Here is a 20181-nt window from a genome sequence, read left to right on the forward strand (position 1 = left end):
ATGACAAACGAAGGAGGAATAAGGATGTCTATAACTGAAGCAACAACCGTTCACTTGTCCAGTAAAATCGCGAGTACGATTCTTGGAGGGTGCAACAAGCAGGGAGAGCATGAATATGTGCTGGAAAGATGGGCTTATGTTCCGGGCATGCTGCTGATGGCAATGGCCCGGGCGGGTGTTCAGCTCGACCAGCCTGAGTATGTCTCCTTTATGGAGCTGCATATGGACACATTTATTGGAGAGGATGGTTCCATCCGTACCTACAGGCTGGAAGAATACAATCTGGACCAGATTAACGAGGGGAAAAACCTGTTCTTGCTATACCAGAAAACCGGAGAAGAACGGTATGCTGAAGCAGCCCATTTGCTGGCCGCACAGCTTATTGGACATCCCCGCACCTCCGAAGGGGGATTCTGGCATAAGAAGGTATACCCTTTCCAGATGTGGCTGGACGGGCTGTACATGGCATCGCCATTCCTAGCGGAATACGGCAAGGTTTTTCAACGACCTGAACTGATTGACGAAGCGGCGCATCAGCTGCTGCTGGTTGAGCGGCGGACCCGTGATCCACGGACCGGTTTGCTCTATCATGGCTGGGATGAATCCAAAGAGCAGGAATGGGCTGACTCTTCTACCGGATTGTCCTCTCATTTTTGGAGCCGGGCGATGGGCTGGTATGCGATGGCTGTGGTTGATTGCCTGGAGCATTTTCCGCTCACTCATCCGCAGCGGGGGACGATCATTGGCATTTTCCAGCGGATGTGCGGCGCGCTTCTGGAGGTTCAAGACAAGCAGACTGGCCTCTGGTACCAGGTGTTAGATCAAGCGGGGAGAAAAGGCAATTATCTTGAAGCTTCCGGCTCGTGCATGTTTGTTTATGCGATGGCTAAGGGACTAAGATTAGGTTATCTGGAATCCTCTTTTATAGAGGCGATGTTGCAAGGGTATGAAGGCATTTTGACGCATTTGACTGAAGAGGATGAACAAGGTGTGCACTTGCACCAGATCTGTCATGGAGCGGGTCTGAGCAAAGACCGTAATGGCTCATACGATTACTATATCTCTGAGGACGTATTGTCGGATGTGCCTATGGGCGTCGCTCCATTGTTATTAGCATCACTTGAGGTGGAACGGTACCAAGCTGAAAAATAACAGAAGCCCAATCATTCCCTCTGAAATGGAATGATTGGGCCTTTTTTTGCTGCCAGATATATATTTATTAGCGTTTCAGCAGATCCTCGCGGATAGGTGTGAAGACATCGAGCAGCGCAGAATCTGCTTCCAATGCGGTTACACCGTGCTTTGCATCTGGCGGTATGGCAATACTTTGCCCCGCGGTTACCTTATGCTTCTCGCCGTCAATACGAAATTCAAAGCTTCCACGCAGACAGTAGCTCATCTGCTCGTGAGGATGGCTATGCTCATAGCCCTCGGCTCCCTTTTCGAAATGAACCTCCATCATCATCAGACTGGCTGCAGCGTTCAAGATACAGCGTTTAACTCCCGGTTCTGCTGGTTCCCATACTCCAAGATTGCTCATGTTCTAATCTTCCTCCTTGTATATAGTTATCGGGGCATGGCGATGTGAATTCTGCCTGCCTCAATTCTTAATTGGGTTGCTTCAGGTTGCCCGGATGTTGACTCAGGTTCTCCGAGCAGCCTAAGCGGTCCGAGACCCGGAACAGTAACAAGGTGTTCCTCCTTGGTGCCGTTGATGGCGGCGATAAACCATTTCCCATCCGTACGGGATATTCTGTACAAGCGTACTCCTTCGATAGCCTCTTCAAAATCAAGCTGTTCAAGCTGTAGTGAAGAAGCATCTTCTGTCCGGGGATGAAGCAGAATGACGTAATCGCTTTTACCACCATAAACACGAAAATGTTGCTGCTCTGCCAGCGGATAATTCCCGGCGACAGCGCCTTCTCCCACTGTAATCACTGGAAGTTCTGGTTCGGCGATATAAGCGCTTAGGTGCTTGCCGTTCAGGCAAGCTGCATCAATGGATTGCTCCATTATACTTGCATCAGTACTGAGTGTATGCAGATTCCAGACGCTGTTCGATGCTCCCTCAATTCGATCCCATATCAAGTAGACGTTAAAGCCTGCTTTAATGAACAAGAAATTCCGCTCATATTCTCTGGCGTTAGCCTCTGGAATAAGACTGCTGGCATGATCTAACTCTTCTGAAAAGCGTACTTCCTTGCATGTGCTTTGCAGTGGGCCATTGGCAAAATTTCCGAATGAATCGGTAAATTGAACAACATTATGAGCTGCGCTGGACACATACCAATGCCGATCTCCGTTATAGTAACCTCCCGTTCCAGAATCAAGGGTTACTGGAACACCATCTGCCCAGATGGAGAAGTGCCCTTCATCATGATGAGCGTGATAAGTCAGCGGAGACGCCTCGTAGATTGCATAATGCTGAAGGTTCTGTTCTCCGTTGCGGAAGATGACATAACCGATATCGGGATAATGTACGGAGTCGAGTGCAGGCCTTTGTTCTGCTAAGTCGGGCTGTGGATATAACAGCGCGACCAGAGGCAGAGGAAAAGCGCCGCTATCCTCAATCGGTTCTCCGCCGTGCTTCCACGTCCAGAGCATTTCCCCGGCAAGCTGGGGGTCTTCGTCCATATAGAATGGGGCCGCATATCCAAGCAGGCGAAACCATTTTTCCTGCACATTGGCATCGCCGACCGCTGGTGTAAGCAGGATGGGGGAGCCAGAAGAGCCGCCTTGAATAATATCTGGTGCAGTCACTGTTCCGATTAGGAAACGGTACATGCCCTTTACCTTCTCATGCTTGAAATAATCAATGCCCTTCAAACGCTTTAATAGGACGAAGAAGAGAAAATAGCGATGCAATACTGCGCCATGGTAGCGAATATTTTCTGGCCACGCGCCGTCTGAATCCACCACTTCTGCCAGCTGCCAGTTGATGACTGAGAGGGCATGATCAAGATATGCCTCACTTTGTTTTTCATTGGGAAAGAGGAGGGCATATACACCCAGTCCGGTTGCCCGGTCGGCATTCCAATTACTGCGTTTTCCCCCCTTTTCATCTGGGAAGGTCTCCAGATCAAACCGGTAGTAGTGGGTATCCATCATCATGTCTGCGATATAGCGGAAATGAGCGAGAAGTTCGGTTTCTTCTCCAGTGAGGAATACACTGCTGCCAGCAATTTGATCGTAGATTACCGAAGCAGCAGCGAGCCCCCTCCCGATATGCACCGCGCCGTAAGTATCATCGTCATGCCAGCCGTCTCTACGGAAAATATCCATGCCTACCCGCATATCGGCAAGCATGTACTGGAGCTTTTGCTTGGCTCGAACCGCAAATTCACTTTCACCCGTGATCATATACATATTGGCGTCCGCTCCCGTAGCCTCCAGCAGGTAGGCCCAATTGCTAAGTGTCAGCCGATTAAAAAGCGGGGAGAGCAGCTCAGTTCCTAACGGCTGCCCCGCAGCATTTAGAAAATGGACCCCGATGCAGATTCCTTCGCCCAGAGGAGCTTCCAGACTGAGTGCCGTTTGCACGCTGTAATGATCACCTTCATATACAGGTATGGTCTCTCCATAATGAAGGATTGTCAATCCTTTCACTTCCTCATTACTGATGCAGATACATTGCAAATCGTCTGCCAGACTAGCGCCAGATGGGGTTACACCAGATGGCTGGAGACCCTGCTGCCAGCTGGCCAATTTCTCTAGATATACTGTGCTTCCGTTTTCTCGGTCTTGACTCCACCCCAGCATCCCAGATTCTAGACCGCCATTCGCTAGTTCAACCGGCAAGCCAAGCTGCGAATGAGTCAGACGCAAGCCCCCGATGCGCGCCGTGCCCTTTCCCCGAATCTGTACAGAAAGCTTGAGGAAGGCCGTTCTGGGAGGGGTTTTAAAAACAAAGGGTTCTACCCGGAACACGCCGAGTTTATGGAGGGGCGCAGCAGCTTCTCGGCTGGCAAATTGTTCAGACAGCTGTTGTTGTCTTTCGTACTCTTGCCGGACCTTGGGAAGCTGTTCGATTCTAAGGCGTATGCCCTCAAGCTCTCCTTCGGTATAACATCCGAAGGGGCGTGTACCGCCACCATATGCTGAAATCATCGGTAGTTCTAACCTCCTTGTAAAGTAGTCATGGTTCGTGGGTGAGCTTTCTCTTAATTAGTATAAACGTGGCTTTACGAAGGACGGGATAGATAAACAAATGAAGGAAAGGGGACAAAGCAACTGAAAAAGTGAAATTCTCCCCCAAGCGCAGTCGCTTTCTCCCTAACCGTTACGAACGGATAGAATTATCATTAAGGACATAAGCTTAGTCCAATGGACAGGAGGAACAATAAATGAATTTATCAAAACGTCAAATTAACGCCTGGACCTTCGTTGCTCCCAGTTTGATTCTGACGCTGGTTTTTGGAGTATATCCGATCTTTTGGGCTCTGAAGTACATGTTCTATGATTACCAGGGTTTCGGCGAACCCTTGTTTATCGGGCTGGAGAATTTCGAGCGCTTATTAAGGGATCAGGAATTCTGGAAGTCAGTGGTCAACACCTTTATCTACGCTGGAGGCAAGCTGCTCATCACCTTGCCATTATCATTTTTACTGGCGGTTGTCCTCAATCGTGCTTTGAAAGGGCGGCAGCTGCTAAGAGCGATTTACTTTATGCCGACCGTAATCAGTGCTTCGGTTATGGCCATCGTATTCTACGTTATCTTTAATTCATACAATGGGATGGTTAACCAGCTATTGGTCGGCTCTGGAATTATTTCCGCTCCGATAGATTGGCTAGGGCCGAAATATGCCTTACTAACCGCTATTATGATTGCGATATGGGGGGCTATCGGTAACTATATGCTGCTCTTTATCGCTGGTTTACAGAACATTCCTGAGGATCTCTATGAGGCGGCATCTATAGATGGAGCTGGACCTTTCAGAAAAATGTGGAACATCACCGTTCCCATGCTCGGACCTGTATTGCAAATGATCATTATGCTCGCTATTACCGCCTCCCTAAAAGGCTACGAGAGTATTATGGTGCTTACCGAAGGCGGTCCTTATGGCAAGACGGAAGTTATGTACCTGTACCTGTATAAGCTGTTCTTCCCTGTATCCAGTGGGGGTACAAGCATTCAGCAATTTGGCTACGGTAGTGCGGTTGGTTTTGCCACAGCAGTTATTGTAGGTCTGATTACCTTAGTCTACTTTTATGTATCTAAAAAGCTAAATGATATCTATTAAAAGAGAGGAGAATGAACAGTGAGTACATTACATGCGGAGACGAAGAACACTTCGGTCCAGCCTGTCCGGTCCTTCAAGACCCGAGCGGTGCTGTCCCGGACCTTGCTGTGGATTTTTCTACTTATAGTGGCGGCTTTTGCGTTGTTTCCGATTATTCTGGCTTTTTTTGGATCCCTTAAGACCAATCTGGAGTTGACGACAGGAACCACCTTGCTGCCTAAGTCATGGCAGATTGGAAACTACGCGCAGGCTTGGAATTCGGCTAACTTTGCCCGCTTTACATGGAACAGTGTGTTTATCAGTATCTTTACCACCTTAGGCACTCTATTCATTGGAACGATGGCCGCATATGCGGTAGCGAGAGTCGATTTTTACGGGAAACGTATATATGTTGTAATTCAGTCCTGCACGCTGTTTATCTCGATCGGTGCTGTGGTGCTTCGGCCGCAATTTGACCTTATGGTAGCGCTTAATCTACAGAAATCGTTATGGGGTGTCATTATTATTCTGATTAGTGCGCATGCCACGGCATTTTTTATGTTGATTGGTTTTGTACGAGCGATTCCGAAGGATCTGGATGAGGCTGCTTTTATTGACGGCTGTAATTTCTATAGCGTATACTTTCGAGTTATCTTACCGCTTCTGACACCCGCCCTTGGAGTCACGGCGCTCTGGACCTTCCGCGGAGCATGGAACGAATATATTCTGCCGCTGGTTTTTACCATGACACAGCCAAAATTACAGACACTCACCGTAGGATTGGCGGGGCTAAAATATGGTATCGGCGATGCGGCGCAACCTCAATTGATGCTCGCGGGTGCATGTCTGTCCATGTTGCCAATGATTGTTGTCTATATTTTCGCTAACAAATCGTTCATGCAGATGACAGCTGGCTCTGTAAAGGGCTAAATTCGGGGCGGGCTTCGGACAGCTATTCAAGAAGGATGTGAATACATGCTGAAGGCCTGGGTTTATCGTACCTCTTTGAAGAAAAGAATATGGCTATCTTTTACCGCACTGACGGTATTCTGTATTTCTGTCACCGGTTTATTGGCTTACTCCATCGCTTCTCGGGCGATGGAGCGTAACTCTGTCGAGTTAAATCAAAATGTGCTGACTCAGTCAATCAATGTCCTGGACCAGAAGTTAAAGCAAATCATTGTGGCTTCCTCCACGATGATGTTGAGCGAAGCTTATCAGCAGACCATCCGGGATATTAAAGCTCATAATATGGAACGTTTTTTTGCCAATTTTTCTATGCTGCAAGCGCCCTTCACGCAGGTAGAGTTGACGGAAAACTCCATTGAATCTATCTTGATCAGTACGCCGGACGGGGATTTCTACTCTACCAGCAATCAGCGCAGAACCTTGACCCCATTTCTAGAATCTTCGCTGTACCAACGGATTAAGGAGAAACCTGAATCCAATTGGGTGGAGAGTCATCGGGACGAGCTATTTGCCGGGAAACACCATGTTATTTCCCTAGTCTTGCAGCCGCTTACAGACAATTATGTCCCTGATCTATTTTTGATCGTTAATGTAAAAGAGGACATTCTTGAAGATACTGTAAGTGGAGGCGGGAGTCTTGGCTCCGCGCGTTTTTTACTGATCAATAAAGAGGGAACAAGCGTCTTCGGAGACGGGAGACGTCCGGAATGGTCTCGGGACTCTGTGTTTTTGGACAAACTGAGGGAAGCAGACCGGGGTAATTTTGAATATTCTGCTGGGGATGGGCCAATGCTGCTCAGCTATGCCAGTTCAGGGTACGCAAAAGACTGGGTGTTGGTCAGCTACTTGTCCAAAAAGGAACTGCTGCAACCTGTTCGGAGTATTCAATGGCTGGTGTTGATGATCATGGCGGCATGTATCGTCATCGCGCTTTTCCTTGCAAGGTATCTGTCCGCTTTGCTACTGGGACCGCTGCTGAAACTGCAACGGACGATGTCTCGTGTTGAGCAAGAGGATCTCAGTGCACGCTTCCAGAGTCCTTTCCAGGATGAGATTGGGGAGGCGGGACGCAAATTTAACCAGATGTTGGACCGGATTGGTGAGTTGATTGCTGAAGTCAAGGATACAGAAAAAGAAAAGAGAAAAGCGGAGATCAAGGCGCTTCAGGCGCAGATCGAGCCTCATTTTTTATATAACACATTAAACACGATTTTCTGGAAATGTGAGATGGATGAATATGAAGATGTGAAACAGATGGTCATTTCGCTGTCTGCACTGTTTCAGCTGGGACTGAACAACGGGCAGGAAATTACGACCTTAGGCAAGGAACTGGAACATGTCCGCCAGTATCTAAACCTTCAGCAGCAATGTTATGAAGGGTTGTTTGACTATACAATTGATGCCGGAGTGGAACTGCTGGAGCTTCCTGTATTGAAAATTATTATTCAGCCCTTGGTGGAGAACTCAATCCTGCACGGCCTTAAGGAATTAAGGGGAGGGGGAGTGATCCGGATCTCTGTAGAAGTAGCCAAAAACACACTGCTCATCCGGGTTACCGATAACGGAACCGGCATGAATGCGGAGAAACTCAATGCCTGGCTGAAGGAGCCGAACGGCAGTGGAGGTTATGCTCTGTCTAATATATGTAGCCGACTGCAGCTGTACTACGGCAAAGAAGCCGGATTGGTCTTTCGAAGCAGTCCGCGTGTTGAAACCGAAGCTGTTCTATCCATTCCTGTGGAAGGGGGAATAAATCCTGAGCGCCCATTCAATTAAAATATGTATTGTTGATGATATTCCTGCAGTGGTCCGCGGATTGTCGCAGCGGATTCCTTGGGAGGAACATGGGATTGTGATCGCGGCCACCGCGGCAGACGGGGAAGAAGGTCTGGAGCAGATCCGCAAGCATCGTCCTGACATCGTATTGACGGATATCCGAATGCCTTTTAAGGATGGTTTAGAGATGATGCGGAGCATCCAAGCCGAGCAGCCAGGCATCAAACTGATTTTTTTGACGGGTTATTCTGATTTCACCTATGCCCAGGAAGCAGTTAAGCTGGGTGCCTTTGATCTGATTGTAAAACCGTATACCAAGGTTCAAGTGCTTGAATCCGTGTTGAAGGCCAAAGAAGTGTTGGAGCGGGAACGCAGTCAAGCTGAGCAGATGATGGGCATGGAACAAAAGCTGCGCGAGAGCTTACCTTATTTGCGTCAGGAATATATGCGTCTGCTCATCCGTTACGGAACTAGGCAGCAGCACTTGAGCCAGCAGTGGGATTTTTACAATATCGAGATGAATAACCATAACTTTTGCGTGATGGTAGCGGAAGTGGATTTTTTTGTGGAACGTACATCAGAACTTACGGTTTCCGAGGTGGAATTAATCCGCTTTGCCGTACAGAATATTTTGGAAAATACAATATCCGAATACACTCGGGGTATTGTGTTCCGGGAAAATGTGAATCAGTTCGTTATTGTGATGAACCCTCGGGAGGAGCCGAATATGGAGCAACTTGCAGAGAAATGCCGGGAAAATGTACATCGGTATACGTACCAGACGGTATCCATTGGACTGGGTGGAGAGGTGGAGGAGGTAGGGCAGCTTTCTGCTTCCTATGCGCAGGCGCTGTCTGCACTTGCGAACACCTTTCTGAACGGTGGGAACAGCGTGTACACCTATGTTGAAGATGCAGTCGTGAATGCCGCGCTACCCAGATACTCATATGACAAGGAGAAAGAATTGCTTTATTGTCTGCGTTCGGCGAATTTACCCAAAGCAGAGGAGCAGCTGGATCATATTTGGCATGATTGGATTACTGCACCGGCAACGCCTAATCCGTCCATCGTTAAGACGTTATGTCTTGAACTGGCTCATTCTATCCATCGGATTTTCTCGGAAAAAGCAACGGATTCGGAAGTTAAAACTCTGGAAAATAAGCTTGCAGACATGAGCAGTGCAGTCTCTTTTGAAGATCTTAGCCGCCAGATTCGGGAATTTTGCCGTTTGGGCTGTACGTATTTGCAACAACGCCAATGCAGTGACGCGCGTATGCTTGTGGATCGGGCCATCACTCATATCAATGGAAATCTGCATCGAAATCTATCCGTCGCCGACTGTGCACGGGAGGTGCATCTTAGTCCTAGCTACTTCTCCAATCTTTTTAAAAAGGAGACGGGGATGACACTCGCCCAATATATTATCGGAAGACGAATGGACAAAGCCAAGGAGCTAGTGTTGGAAGGCATACAGGTTCAGGATATTGCCATCTCTTTGGGCTATGAGGATCGACCCTATTTTACAGAGCAGTTCAAAAAATACACCGGAATGACGCCGACTGACTTTCGTGCAAAATATAGCTTGCCTAAAGTGGAGGGAAACAGTGATTTCGTCTCCCATTGACAGTTGTTTTCTCCTTCACTGATAAAAGGGCAGTGGAATTATAATTTTCTTAAGAAATGAATGCGATTTCAAAAGAAAAGGGAGGCATTTTAGATGAAAAGAAATAAATGGATATTAGCTGGGGTTTCGCTGATGCTGGCTGGCTCGTTGGCCGCCTGTTCATCATCCGAATCTAATACGGAGGTAAGCAGCAGCAATACAAACTCCGAAAAAACAAAATTGGTCTACTGGACCATTGATCGTCATGATTCTGATTTTATTGAGCAAAAGATCAGTGAGTATGAAGGTCTTAATCCCAATATCGAGATTGAAATGAAGGTTATGGCAGAGAACTATACCCAGTCGGTGGATATTGCCTTCTCCAGCATGCAGGCGCCTGATATTCTCCGGGTGGATACTTATAACGTGCCAACATGGGTCAAAAGAGGGTATCTGGAATCTTTTGATAGCTACATTTCACCAGAGATGAAGAGCCGGTTCGAGAACGTACTTATCAACGAGAAAAATACCGTTGACGGCAAAATATATAGCCTTCCCAATATCGGTCAGTTCTGGCGCCTCATCTATAACGTAGATTTGTTCGAGAAGGCTGGCATTACAGAGCCGCCTACCACACTCGCAGAGATGGTCGAGGATGCCAAGAAAATTACGGCAGCAGGAAAAGACATAGGCGCTTACGGCTTCGCGGGTAATTTCAAAAGTACCAGCGGATTTGAGCGTATCGCTTATCCAATAACAACACTTAGCAAGACTAAGGGCACAGAGGGCTTCGACTTCCAGACGGGGCAATTTGATTTTAGCGTCTATAAAGAGGTTGCTGAGGCGCTGCGGCAGATTAAGGTGGATGGAAGCATGATGCCAGGATCGGAATCGCTTGATATCGACCCGCTGCGTGCGCAATTTGCTCAAGGCAAGATCGGTATGTATTTCAACCATTCCGTTGAGCCGACGGTCTACAAAACCCAATTCCCAACTGAAATTCGCTGGGCAGCTGCGATTCCTCCAACCATTGACGGGGAGCAGAAGGGTGTCAGCCAAGTTATTGCAGGAAGTTATTTGGCTATGAGCAAGGATTCGAAGCATAAGGAAGAAGCTTGGAAGTTTATTGAATGGATGTACAGTGATGATGTGCAGATTGCTTACCAGGAAGCAGGGTATGGGGTTTCGGTTATCCCATCGGTTGCTACTGTTGCCAAGGCACCAGACATTGCAGGAATTGAAGATTTTCTGCCTACGAAGTTAGACGGGATTTATCCAGCGACTCCGATGGTTATCAGTGAGGGACGTCTGGAAGGACTAAAGAAGGTTGATGTCTTCAATAGATACATTTTTGGTGGTGGAGATTTAGATAAAGAGCTTCAGGACTTGAATACTCGCTATAATGCGGCACTTGAAAAAGCCAAAGCCGCAGGTGACACCGATATCGAAGCACAGCCGGACTTCAATGCAGGTTCCCTGCAGGGATCATTGGCCAAATAAATCGAAAAAGACGCCTCTTAGGCTCCGTATTAATACGAGCTAGTGGCGTCTTTTTTTGATGACTACTATGATAATTTTTATTCCTCAGTCGTTTTAGCTGTGCTCGGGGTTCCTTTGTTATTGTAGAGCCACAGCGCGTATTCTAGAGGGCGAATCAGGGCTTTGCGGTATGTGGTTCCGTCACCTGATCTTGCGAACACTTCACGGGCGGGCTTGGGATTAACCTCCAGCACGTAAATTTTACCTTCGCGATCAATGGCGAGGTCCAATGCAAGCTCACATAAGGCTCCGTAACTTTCTTCCAAGAAGGCTGCGGCATCAAGGCCCAACCTCTCGGCAGTCTTCATGACCTTATCGGTTTTATCCTGACTGCCCAGCCATTCCTTCAGCAGCGTTTCCGCTCGAACGGCATGACCACCGCCATGAAGATTGGAGGTTACACTCCGCGCTGCACCGACCCGTGCTGCCATACCTGTCAGTTCCCAGACACCTTGCCCGTTCTTTTGAACGAGCATCCGGTAATCATGGAAACGTCCGCCCGGCAGACGTAATGGGATCCCCTGTTGGATAAGGAAACGTCCGCCGATACACCATTGCCGTACGATGGAATCCAGCCGAGTAGAAGAGACTTTACGGGTGGGAATGATTCGGCGATCCTGGCGACGGCCTTGAATATCATATACCCCACGCCCATCCTTCATTCTCTCAATTCTGAGGATGCCACGTCCGCCTGTGCCGTTTGCCGGCTTGATATAGACTACTGAATTGGTTTTCAGCATCCGGCGCAGGTCGGCAGAGGACTGATAGAGTAAAGTTTCTGGCATATGCTGCCGGAAACGGCTTTTTTGTGAAAATGTTTGGTGAATGGTCCATTTGTTGCGCAGTGGACGATTCAGAAATAACAGATGATTGTAGCGTTCTCGGAAACGAAGCAGTTGCTGAAAGCGTGAGCTGCGCTGAATACGGCAACGGTCATAAATCATATTCGGAAAAGAACGCCATTTGCGTGACCATTTTCCGCTCTTGGGATCAAAGACAAGGGCATGGATCTGCTCTTTGCTGGGATGAACATCCATGGGGGTAAACACAAAGACATCCAAGCCAATTCGTTTGCCCTCGACGATCATTCTCCGGTACACGGCCTTTTCTTCAAGCTGCTTAGCTTCGTTAATATATAAAGTAAGAATGCCTAAGACGGGCTCTGGCACAGGAGTTCACCTTCTTGTGGAGAAATAGTAGTGCTGCCGGTATGATGGGGTGACCGGAGCAGTAATGTTGGCTTGCCGGTAGGACCAGTGGTAAGTGTGTCGGCAGCAAGGCCGATATTGAAGCACATCTTTAGGCTAGCAGTATTGTCGCAGGCAACACTGCATTGCAGATGCCCGAGGCGTTTCAGCTGGGCAGCCATTAAGGCAGTGCCGGTATGTCTATTCCGGTAGAAGGGGTGCACAGCGACAAGACAGGCTTCTGCACCGAATCCGGATACGAAGCTGACTCCTGCGAGCTGGCGCCCATTCTGACCGCGTACGGTGGCGACAAGCAGCGAGATACCCGGCTCTGACAACTGATCCGGTGTTAATCGGGCCAGTACTTTGCAAGCTTGGTTTGTGATTCGCTTCTCCCCATGCGCTCTTATAAACTCAAGCAGTCCAGCCAGCCGTGATTTCCACTGTTTGGCATTTGTGTCATAGATGGAGGATATCTGCATGCTGTGTCACATCCTTTTAATGATTTCTATTTAAACTGGCGCGCTAAATGCTGGCCGTAGTGAAAGATTCGCTCTAGGGACAGCTTGCGGATCGCGGGTTCATCAAATTTCATCGGCCGGGAGTTGGCCTCAAAGAACCAGAGTCCCCCGTTCTCATCTACACCCAGATCCATCGACATCTCTCCGAGCATAGAATCAGAAGCTCTTTCAATTTGTCTAGCGATAAGAAGGGCGGTTGTAGGCACACTCTTCAGGATCATGGCTGCTCTTTCGGTTCCAAATGTACTTTCCAGCATGCTGGCAGGCTCTTCAATACTACCGCCGCGTGGTACATGTGTCGTTATACTTCGGGCACCGGCGAGGCGTGCACCTATTCCGGTGACTCCCCAGCCGCCTCTGCTGTTTTTTTGCAGCAGCACCCGCAGATCAAACGGTCTTCCCCGATGAGTCGCCAGTTCAATAGCCTGCTGCACAATATAACGAGAGATTCCTTTTTCTTTTCCGATTCTTGCCCAGAGCCGGTCCATGGAAGCTGCTTTGTACGTCACATTTTTTTTGCCGCTTTGAATTTGGAGCCGGTAAGGCAAAGCGGTATCTGCACGATATTTTAGGCGCATAATTCCTTTTCCTGCTTTGCCATTCTCTGGTTTAAGGTAGAGGCTGGTATGCTGGTTCAGCATGGCAGTAAGGGTGTTTGCACTGCGTAATCGTCTCGTTTTTGGAACATGCTTTGAGGTGGAGTGCGAACCCCTCAACCATTCGAAGAGACTCCATTTATTGAAAAAATATGGATTATATAGCTTAATGCCTGGATGTTCCAGGCATTGAGCTATTTTACGTACCACAGCAGGTTTTTCCTCATCCTCACGGGTGGGAATTCGGTTATAAATGATTTGTGGAAGAGGTACAGGAATGCTGTACCAGATTTTACCGCTGGACGATGGGACATATCCGTTCACCATCCGTTCCTCAAGCTTGAGGTCACGGACAGTGACGACGTAGACAAGAAATCCCATTTCTTTGCCTGTGCGAATAATGTCCCGGAAGTTGCTGCGGTTGCCATTAAATTGCCGTACTTTATCGCTGGTTGTCAGTATGGCAATAACAGGTTTTGTATCTTCCGGATTATGGGTGCTCACATCTCATCCCTCCTGCGGAATTTGCTGAGGTATAGACAATGCTCCAGAATGTGCTCGATGGAAGCTTTGCCCTCAGCGCGCAGGGAAGGGTGACGGAAGATGGAACGACCTGGTTTGGCGTTGGCCTCGAACATCCAGATGTCTTCATCCTGATCAATTCCGAGATCAAAGCCAATTTCACCGAGCAAATGACGATGCTGGACTTCTAGTGATTCTGCCAGCTTGATGGCTGTAGTCTTTGCACGCTGCAGTACTTCGTCAGCTCTTGCGCCGAATACACGTCCGAGTGCTTGCTGAGGTGTAAGCAATGCTCCTCCATTTTTAAGGTGAGTGGTGACACTGCCACGGCCGGCTTTTTTAGCGCCTATGCCGACTACAATCCACTGATTACTGCCGTTTTTATGCATATGGAACCGGAAATCAATCGGGCAGCCATCTATTTCGATGAGACGTATTCCCTGCTGAACTATATAATTTTGCAGATTTTGACCGTGACGCGAACGAAGCATACGCATAAGGGCTTCAAAGGTGGTAAAGCGTAAAAGAACGTTTTTTCCACCGCGGCGGTAGCGGGCAAAATACCCCTTTTTCGGGAGATAGGTAAGCCGATAAATGCCGTGACCCAGACTTCCCGCAGAAGGTTTATAGTATACAAAATGATGGTGATCCAGCATTTCTCTCATTTTTTCCGTGGACGGATTGCTGTGGGTTTCAGGTACATAACGATTTGCCGCCCCATCATTTTCTAAAAGCTTATAGATATCGGATTTATTGAAAAAGCTCCAGTTAAAGTATGGAATTCTTTTCCGCATAAATCGTTCGCGAAGTTGGTTGATATAGGGTGAGGTCTCAGCTCTCCGACTGGGCAATCGATTATAGACAACATCAGGCAGAGGGACCATTTTTCGTTCAAACTTACCGCTTGAGGTCAAAAAATATCCATAGACCTGTTCCTGTTGCCAGTTGATGTCACGCGGCATAAAGGCAAATATATAACATTTGTTGCTGCCTTCCCGCAGCAATTGCTTGATGAACCCTGTGCGAGAACCGAAGGGCTGAGACGAAGAAGCAGGACCATCGGACAATATGCCAACTAAAGGTCCTAGCTGCACCTCGTCATTCTGTAGATTGCGTAAATAGACACCGCCTGATTTCGGAACCTTGATAGCGCTTTTTACGCCTGAGGCGAGATATAGGTGATTTCCGGCGCGCTTGATGGGCTTGATCATGGTCGGGGTGGCATCTTTACCGAGCCTTAAGCGTATATTTTTTTTCCCGGTTAACTTCAAGCTTTTCATCAGTGCACCTGATACATATACAACTCTTTGGGGCTGCTTAGTGAAATGCACATTGCAAAAAGTGAGACTCATTTATGAATCCTCCTTAGGAACCATTGTTATCATTCTCCCGTTTGTAACGGAGCTGTCCGTAGATAGGGATGGTATCCGTCGTTGTGTGAGCAGTAGATGGCGCGCATAAGACAGTGGATTCTCGGCGGCGAGCTTAGCAGCCCGGCGGTCGCCCGTCAGCCGGAATACCGTGCGCCCTGGCTTGGAATTTGCTTCTAGTAAATGAATCCGACCGCTCGAATCAATACCGAAATCAAGGCCGAGTTCTCCAAGCCTGCCGCATGCAGCCTCCAGTAGGGGAGGTAAGTATGCAGCTTCTGCAGCAAGCTCATGCATGATGTCTTTTCCACCCTGACCATATTCAGCAAGCAAAAAAGGCAGGGGAGAAACAGCTGTTCCGCCGCCATGCAGGTTCGAAGTCAGCGAACCTTGGTTACCCAGCCGTACGGCCATGCCGGTAAGAGTCCAGCGGCCAAGGCCATTCTTTTGCATCAATACACGCACATCGAACGGTTGCCCCTTACTATTCGTTAGGTGCAGGAAAGGCTGTATAATATAGCGGCGTGAGCCGATAAATTCATGAATCCAGTTCAGTCCTTCAGCCTGTGAGTCGAAAACATATTGAAAGGGTGTATTTGTACCGTCACGCCCTCGAACTCTCATACCTCTGTTTTGCAGTATGGCATGTAATGTACGTTTGCCATGGGTGCCGGCCTTGGGCTTTAGAAAGACTCCATATTCTCTTTCAGCAAGCATTGTACTTAACCTGCGGGTACCGGTATAGAGTACAGTTTCCGGCAGTATTGCCGCTGCTCTCCGGTCGCGCTTCAATATCTCATGTACACCCCATTTATCTGGCAAACCTCGAGACCAAGGCAAGGAACGATGAAGAGTAGAGAGAGCAGCGGAAGCTTCTTTTCTTTCTTTAGGACCTTCGTAAAAGCAGCGATTATAGACAATATCTGGCGGTGAAGAAGTGGTATTCTGCCAGCTTCCATCTTTCCAGGTATAGCCGGTAATGGAGGACCCGTCTGCCGCTACTCCGTCTGGATGAAATACGAGGACTTTTAGGCTGTATAGAGGAGCTGCCCGGCATAAATGACTGCAAAACTCTGGCTCGGCGATCGGTGGATTCCCGTTGCGGCGGCCTGTCATAATGCCGAGGAACCCCACTTCTGTTTCAGTCATCGTGTCCTCCTTATAAACCGGCCAAGTAGCGGCAATATAAAATCATTTGCTTGACGGACGGTCTTATTTTTTGATCATTTAACGGTGTATTATCGTTCTTGGAGGGCTTGGAGTTAACCTCTAAGAGCCATATTCGTCCTGATTGATCCAGTGCCAGATCGATTCCGAGCTCTCCGAAATGAGCGGGGATAAAGGTTTCGACCCCTCTTGCAATGGCAAGTGCTGCTCTGGGCAGCTGAAGCTGAACGTTTTCTTTTGCGCCCGGAGGAAGACTGCTCTTGCTAACCGCTTCTTTTACTGTGCTGAGACTGCCACCTCTAGCTAAATTAGACACGAAGTGATTGCTTCCGGCGGTGCGGGCGACAATGGAGGTAACCCCCCATTTGCCGCTGCCATTCTTCTGAACAAGTGCCCGGAAATCTACAGGCCGCCTTCCTAGCTCCATCAAAGGCAATCCCTGCTGAATCTGGTATCGAGTAGTCTTCATTTTGGGAGCGATGGACTGGTACAATTTAGCGAGAGTGGTGTAGCTTTGCTTGCGTGTACCTATGGAGGTAGTAGACAACAGACGGTAACCTCCGCCTTCTTCTTTAGAGATACGAAGTATGCCTTTGCCGAGACTGCCTCGTACAGGTTTCAAAAATACACTTGGGTAATGGCTGCACATCTTCTTCATTACGGCAAAGCCGTTCAACGCATGCGACTCAGGTAAATACCGCTGCAGGGAAGGGTCTTGCGCTAAAGCTTCAAATACCTCTGTCTTGTCAAGAAATTTTTCGTTGAAGAAATGCGTTCCATATCGTGATTTTACATCCGCCAAAAAATGCTGTACGCTAGGTTTATTCTCCACCTTTCGCGTCGTTAACCGATTGTTGATTACATCGGCAATGGGCAGACTCATTTTTCTCCAACCCTCGTTGTATACCCAGCCCTGAATGGAAGAACTGCGTGTTTCCAGCGCTTCCGGGGTAAAGAAATATACATAGGCGCCTTGTGTGTGGCAGGCATTTGTCAATTCCCGGCAGAACATGGTAATGGGTCCAAACAACCTGTCGAGATTATCTGGATGGTCACGACTGACGAGCACGCCGATCAACGGTCCAAGCCGCAAGGTGCGGCTTACAGAGCTGTAAGAAACGTTGAGGGTTTGTCGGTGTTTCCATCCGGTCCGCTGCGCCAGTCCTTCGCTTACACGCAGGATGTCGGATTTGGGAGCCGAGATAATGGTAACCTCCTGCCGGAAAGAGCCGAATGCCAGCTGGAGTGTTCCGTGAGACGGGATTTTGAGTCTTTTCATGGATTTTTCGCCAAGCATTATAGCGTTTTCCTGCAGGATGCCCGAGTTGACCGTATGGACCGGGATCTTGAATTGGGACATCGTGGATCTCCTTCCGGTAGGCAGCATGATGCCGGCAATTTGGTAGCTAAGGGTTACATATCATTCATCATATGGAGACAGATGACCCTTGGTGATTGACCTAACCGCTAAAAACCTTGCCCAGTCATTTCATAAGCTCGGCCCAAGAAGCGAAACAAGTATGGAATGAGCGAATATTGGAAACTGAAGCGACGTGGATTCAGGAAGCAGCTGCTAACAAAACTTAAGCGTATGTTTTCGGAGTGAGTTTTTAGAGCAGAGTAGATTCAGGAAGCAGCAGCTAACAAAACCTAAGCGTATGCTTTCGAAGTGAGTTTTGTACGAAGACGATCTGAGGAGTGTACGCTAACAAAACTTTTAGGAGGAATCATAATGAGCATTCACGACAAAGCACATGAATTGGCGAAAGCCATTAAAGAGAGCAGCGAGGTATCGGATATCAGAAATGCCATGAAGGTCGTAGAAACAGATCCTGAAGCGAAAGCGATGCTGGACAATTTCCGCCAAGGTCAGATGGAGCTGCAACAACGGATGATGAGCGGAGAAATGCCTCCACAAGAAGAAATGGAAAAGATGGAGAAGCTGTTCGAGGTGCTTAACTTGAATCTTGGCATTCGTCGTCTGTTCGATGCGGAACGCCGTCTGAGCGTTGTAATCGAGGATGTAAATAAAATTATCACCGAGAGTTTGTCTCAATTGTACGGCGAATAAATTTTAGCAATGAAAATCAAAAGAGGGTGTTCCCGAAGCCGGTGGCTCTGGAAACACCCTCTTTCTTATGGATGTGGCTATATGGCTAGCCTAAGTTCAAGCTCGACCCAATCTCAACCTCAACCTAATCTTGTTTACCTTCGACTGCGCAGAGAAGAATACCAGCTGCCAAACCTAAGCGGCGATCAAGCTTGCCTTTTCGATCCTCCGAGAAGTCAGCCATAATTTTGGTGACAAATGGATTGAAATTTTGCTTGAATGCAGGGATCGTAGTATCATCCATCTCGATATTATATTTCTGCGGAATAATAGCGATGAAGCGGCGCAGTAGAGCCATCGCGGTGCTGTCTTCCTTGATTTTTCCGATTTCCTGATCATGACGGTCAAGAATAATCCATTCATCCTTCAAAATAGATTTGAGACCCTTACGTCGAAAAGAACCAATATGCTCACCGGACTCTGTATCGTGTACATCATAAGTAGCACTAAAATCGACCACGTTGCGGGCTTTTATGCGCAGCAGCTCCTTCTGCATGGACTCATCCGTATAAAGTGCAATGTCTTCTTTAAGCTTGAACGCTTTCATTTGCGAATAGAGCACAAGCTGCTCAGAGCTATCAAAAATATGAAGTTTCGCACCCATGATCGAAAATACTTTTTTGCGAATTATGTATTCGGTATGATTATAAGCTGCATTCAATTCAAAAACGCCTCCCTAAATGAAATCATCATCTCATATATAAGCGTCTCTTGCTATATAAATGCTAACCTTTTATACATAATTTTGAAAAGGTATATATTTTTTAATGGACTTGTCTCATATTACGGGCCTCATGTTCATAGAGTAGAGATATAGATTCAATCGAATATCCTGTCTACGAAGGAGCTGTTATTAATGAGAAAAAGAAACAAGTTCAAACATGGTATCTATTTGTTGCTGGCGTTGGCCATGCTTTTGTATGCACTGCCGAAGCTTTCGCTTGCGAATGGACCGAGCTGGGTGTTTGGTTTTGGAGTCGTCTGGTCACTTTTTGCGTTTATGGTCATTGCGGCACATTTGCATTTTATTATCGGGGTTGATGAAGAAAAGTCCAAACGTTTGGAAGCTGTGCGAAAAGCAAAGCTGGAGCAATGGCAGACAAAGTGGAATGAAGAAACTAGAGTTTCGCAAAGATAATAGAGTTGACATCGGATACTAAAAAGCTAGATTAGCTTCAGGTCTCTCGAATAAGCGCGGCAGTCGTGCAAAGAGAGGCAAAAATGACTTAGAATGTTGCGGAAAGCGCAGAAGTAGTGCAAAGAGAGGCAAAAATGCCTCAGAATGCTGCGGAAAGCGCGGCAATGGTGCGAAGAGAGGCATAAGTGCCTTAGAATGCTGCGGAAAACACCAAAGTAGCCAAAAGAAAGGTATAAATACCTTAGAATGCCGCGCAAAACACCAAAGTAGCCAAAAGAAAGGTATAAATACCGTAGAATGCCGCGCAAAACACCAAAGTAGCCAAAAGAGAGGTATAAATACCGTAGAAAGCCGCGCAAAACGCGCAAGTAGCCAAAAGAAAGGTATAAATACCGTAGAATGCCGCACAAAACACCAAAGTAGCCAAAAGAAAGGTATAAATACCGTAGAATGTCGCACAAAAC

At 47.8% G+C, this 20181-nt stretch carries 17 protein-coding genes; 8 read left to right on the forward strand and 9 right to left on the reverse strand.

Annotation, left to right across the window (positions count from 1 at the left end; translation table 11 throughout):
* Positions 1 to 24: 24 nt before the first annotated feature.
* Positions 25 to 1152, forward strand: coding sequence for a glycoside hydrolase family 105 protein (locus MHH46_RS09265; protein ID WP_076191132.1), 1128 nt, complete (start codon positions 25 to 27; stop codon positions 1150 to 1152).
* Between the two features lie 67 nt (positions 1153 to 1219).
* Here MHH46_RS09265 and MHH46_RS09270 read toward each other — a convergent pair whose 3' ends face one another.
* The gene (locus MHH46_RS09270) at positions 1220 to 1540 is read right to left on the reverse strand and encodes a cupin domain-containing protein (RefSeq protein WP_036683993.1); all 321 of its coding nucleotides are present in this window, start codon (positions 1538 to 1540) and stop codon (positions 1220 to 1222) included.
* Positions 1541 to 1566: 26 nt separating this feature from the next.
* Complete coding sequence (locus tag MHH46_RS09275; protein ID WP_076191134.1) at positions 1567 to 4107, reverse strand: heparinase II/III family protein; 2541 nt, start codon at positions 4105 to 4107, stop codon at positions 1567 to 1569.
* A gap of 236 nt (positions 4108 to 4343) precedes the next feature.
* Between MHH46_RS09275 and MHH46_RS09280 the strand changes: the two genes are divergently transcribed.
* The 5 genes from MHH46_RS09280 (at position 4344) to MHH46_RS09300 (ending at position 11067) form a co-directional block, all read left to right on the forward strand.
* Positions 4344 to 5240 (forward strand): carbohydrate ABC transporter permease, encoded by an 897-nt coding sequence (locus MHH46_RS09280; RefSeq protein ID WP_038569654.1) that lies wholly within the window; start codon positions 4344 to 4346, stop codon positions 5238 to 5240.
* A gap of 90 nt (positions 5241 to 5330) precedes the next feature.
* Positions 5331 to 6149, forward strand: coding sequence for a carbohydrate ABC transporter permease (locus tag MHH46_RS09285; protein WP_076125141.1), 819 nt, complete (start codon positions 5331 to 5333; stop codon positions 6147 to 6149).
* Between the two features lie 45 nt (positions 6150 to 6194).
* Positions 6195 to 7964 (forward strand): sensor histidine kinase, encoded by a 1770-nt coding sequence (locus tag MHH46_RS09290; RefSeq protein WP_076191136.1) that lies wholly within the window; start codon positions 6195 to 6197, stop codon positions 7962 to 7964.
* A 7-nt stretch (positions 7965 to 7971) separates the two neighbouring features.
* Positions 7972 to 9588 carry a response regulator gene (locus MHH46_RS09295; protein WP_256717188.1) on the forward strand — a complete coding sequence of 539 codons (1617 nt, stop codon included), beginning with the start codon at positions 7972 to 7974 and terminating at the stop codon, positions 9586 to 9588.
* 93 nt (positions 9589 to 9681) lie between these two features.
* On the forward strand, positions 9682 to 11067 hold the full coding sequence (locus tag MHH46_RS09300) for an ABC transporter substrate-binding protein (protein WP_076191140.1): 1386 nt from the start codon (positions 9682 to 9684) through the stop codon (positions 11065 to 11067).
* Between the two features lie 77 nt (positions 11068 to 11144).
* Here the strand turns inward: MHH46_RS09300 and MHH46_RS09305 are convergent, their stop codons facing one another.
* From MHH46_RS09305 to MHH46_RS09330, 6 genes are read right to left on the reverse strand one after another with little or no spacing between them, the layout of a single operon-like run.
* Positions 11145 to 12275, reverse strand: a complete 1131-nt coding sequence (locus MHH46_RS09305; RefSeq protein ID WP_076184268.1) for a YheC/YheD family protein — start codon at positions 12273 to 12275, stop codon at positions 11145 to 11147.
* Positions 12257 to 12775: a GNAT family N-acetyltransferase gene (locus tag MHH46_RS09310; RefSeq protein WP_076124882.1), complete on the reverse strand. Its 519-nt coding sequence runs from the start codon at positions 12773 to 12775 to the stop codon at positions 12257 to 12259. Before MHH46_RS09310 ends, MHH46_RS09305 begins: the two co-directional genes overlap by 19 nt.
* Before the next feature lie 26 nt (positions 12776 to 12801).
* Positions 12802 to 13914: a YheC/YheD family protein gene (locus MHH46_RS09315; RefSeq protein ID WP_036683979.1), complete on the reverse strand. Its 1113-nt coding sequence runs from the start codon at positions 13912 to 13914 to the stop codon at positions 12802 to 12804.
* Positions 13911 to 15284 carry a YheC/YheD family protein gene (locus tag MHH46_RS09320; RefSeq protein ID WP_036683976.1) on the reverse strand — a complete coding sequence of 458 codons (1374 nt, stop codon included), beginning with the start codon at positions 15282 to 15284 and terminating at the stop codon, positions 13911 to 13913. The genes MHH46_RS09315 and MHH46_RS09320 overlap by 4 nt, the downstream gene beginning before the upstream one ends.
* Entirely contained in the window at positions 15285 to 16451 is a 1167-nt protein-coding gene (locus MHH46_RS09325; protein ID WP_076191142.1) for a YheC/YheD family protein, read from the reverse strand.
* A gap of 10 nt (positions 16452 to 16461) precedes the next feature.
* Positions 16462 to 17829, reverse strand: a complete 1368-nt coding sequence (locus MHH46_RS09330) for a YheC/YheD family protein (RefSeq protein ID WP_076124889.1) — start codon at positions 17827 to 17829, stop codon at positions 16462 to 16464.
* Positions 17830 to 18201: 372 nt separating this feature from the next.
* On the opposite strand from MHH46_RS09330, the gene MHH46_RS09335 reads away from it, so the two are divergent.
* On the forward strand, positions 18202 to 18540 hold the full coding sequence (locus MHH46_RS09335) for a YlbF family regulator (RefSeq protein WP_036683973.1): 339 nt from the start codon (positions 18202 to 18204) through the stop codon (positions 18538 to 18540).
* Positions 18541 to 18664: 124 nt separating this feature from the next.
* Here the strand turns inward: MHH46_RS09335 and MHH46_RS09340 are convergent, their stop codons facing one another.
* Positions 18665 to 19240, reverse strand: coding sequence for a hypothetical protein (locus tag MHH46_RS09340; protein ID WP_076184272.1), 576 nt, complete (start codon positions 19238 to 19240; stop codon positions 18665 to 18667).
* 195 nt (positions 19241 to 19435) lie between these two features.
* On the opposite strand from MHH46_RS09340, the gene MHH46_RS09345 reads away from it, so the two are divergent.
* Positions 19436 to 19717, forward strand: coding sequence for a hypothetical protein (locus MHH46_RS09345; RefSeq protein ID WP_076184273.1), 282 nt, complete (start codon positions 19436 to 19438; stop codon positions 19715 to 19717).
* Positions 19718 to 20181 lie beyond the last annotated feature (464 nt).

Origin of the sequence: Paenibacillus sp. FSL H8-0175, from assembly GCF_045040615.1 — a bacterium.
Classification (GTDB): Bacteria; Bacillota; Bacilli; order Paenibacillales; family Paenibacillaceae; genus Paenibacillus_AQ; species Paenibacillus_AQ odorifer.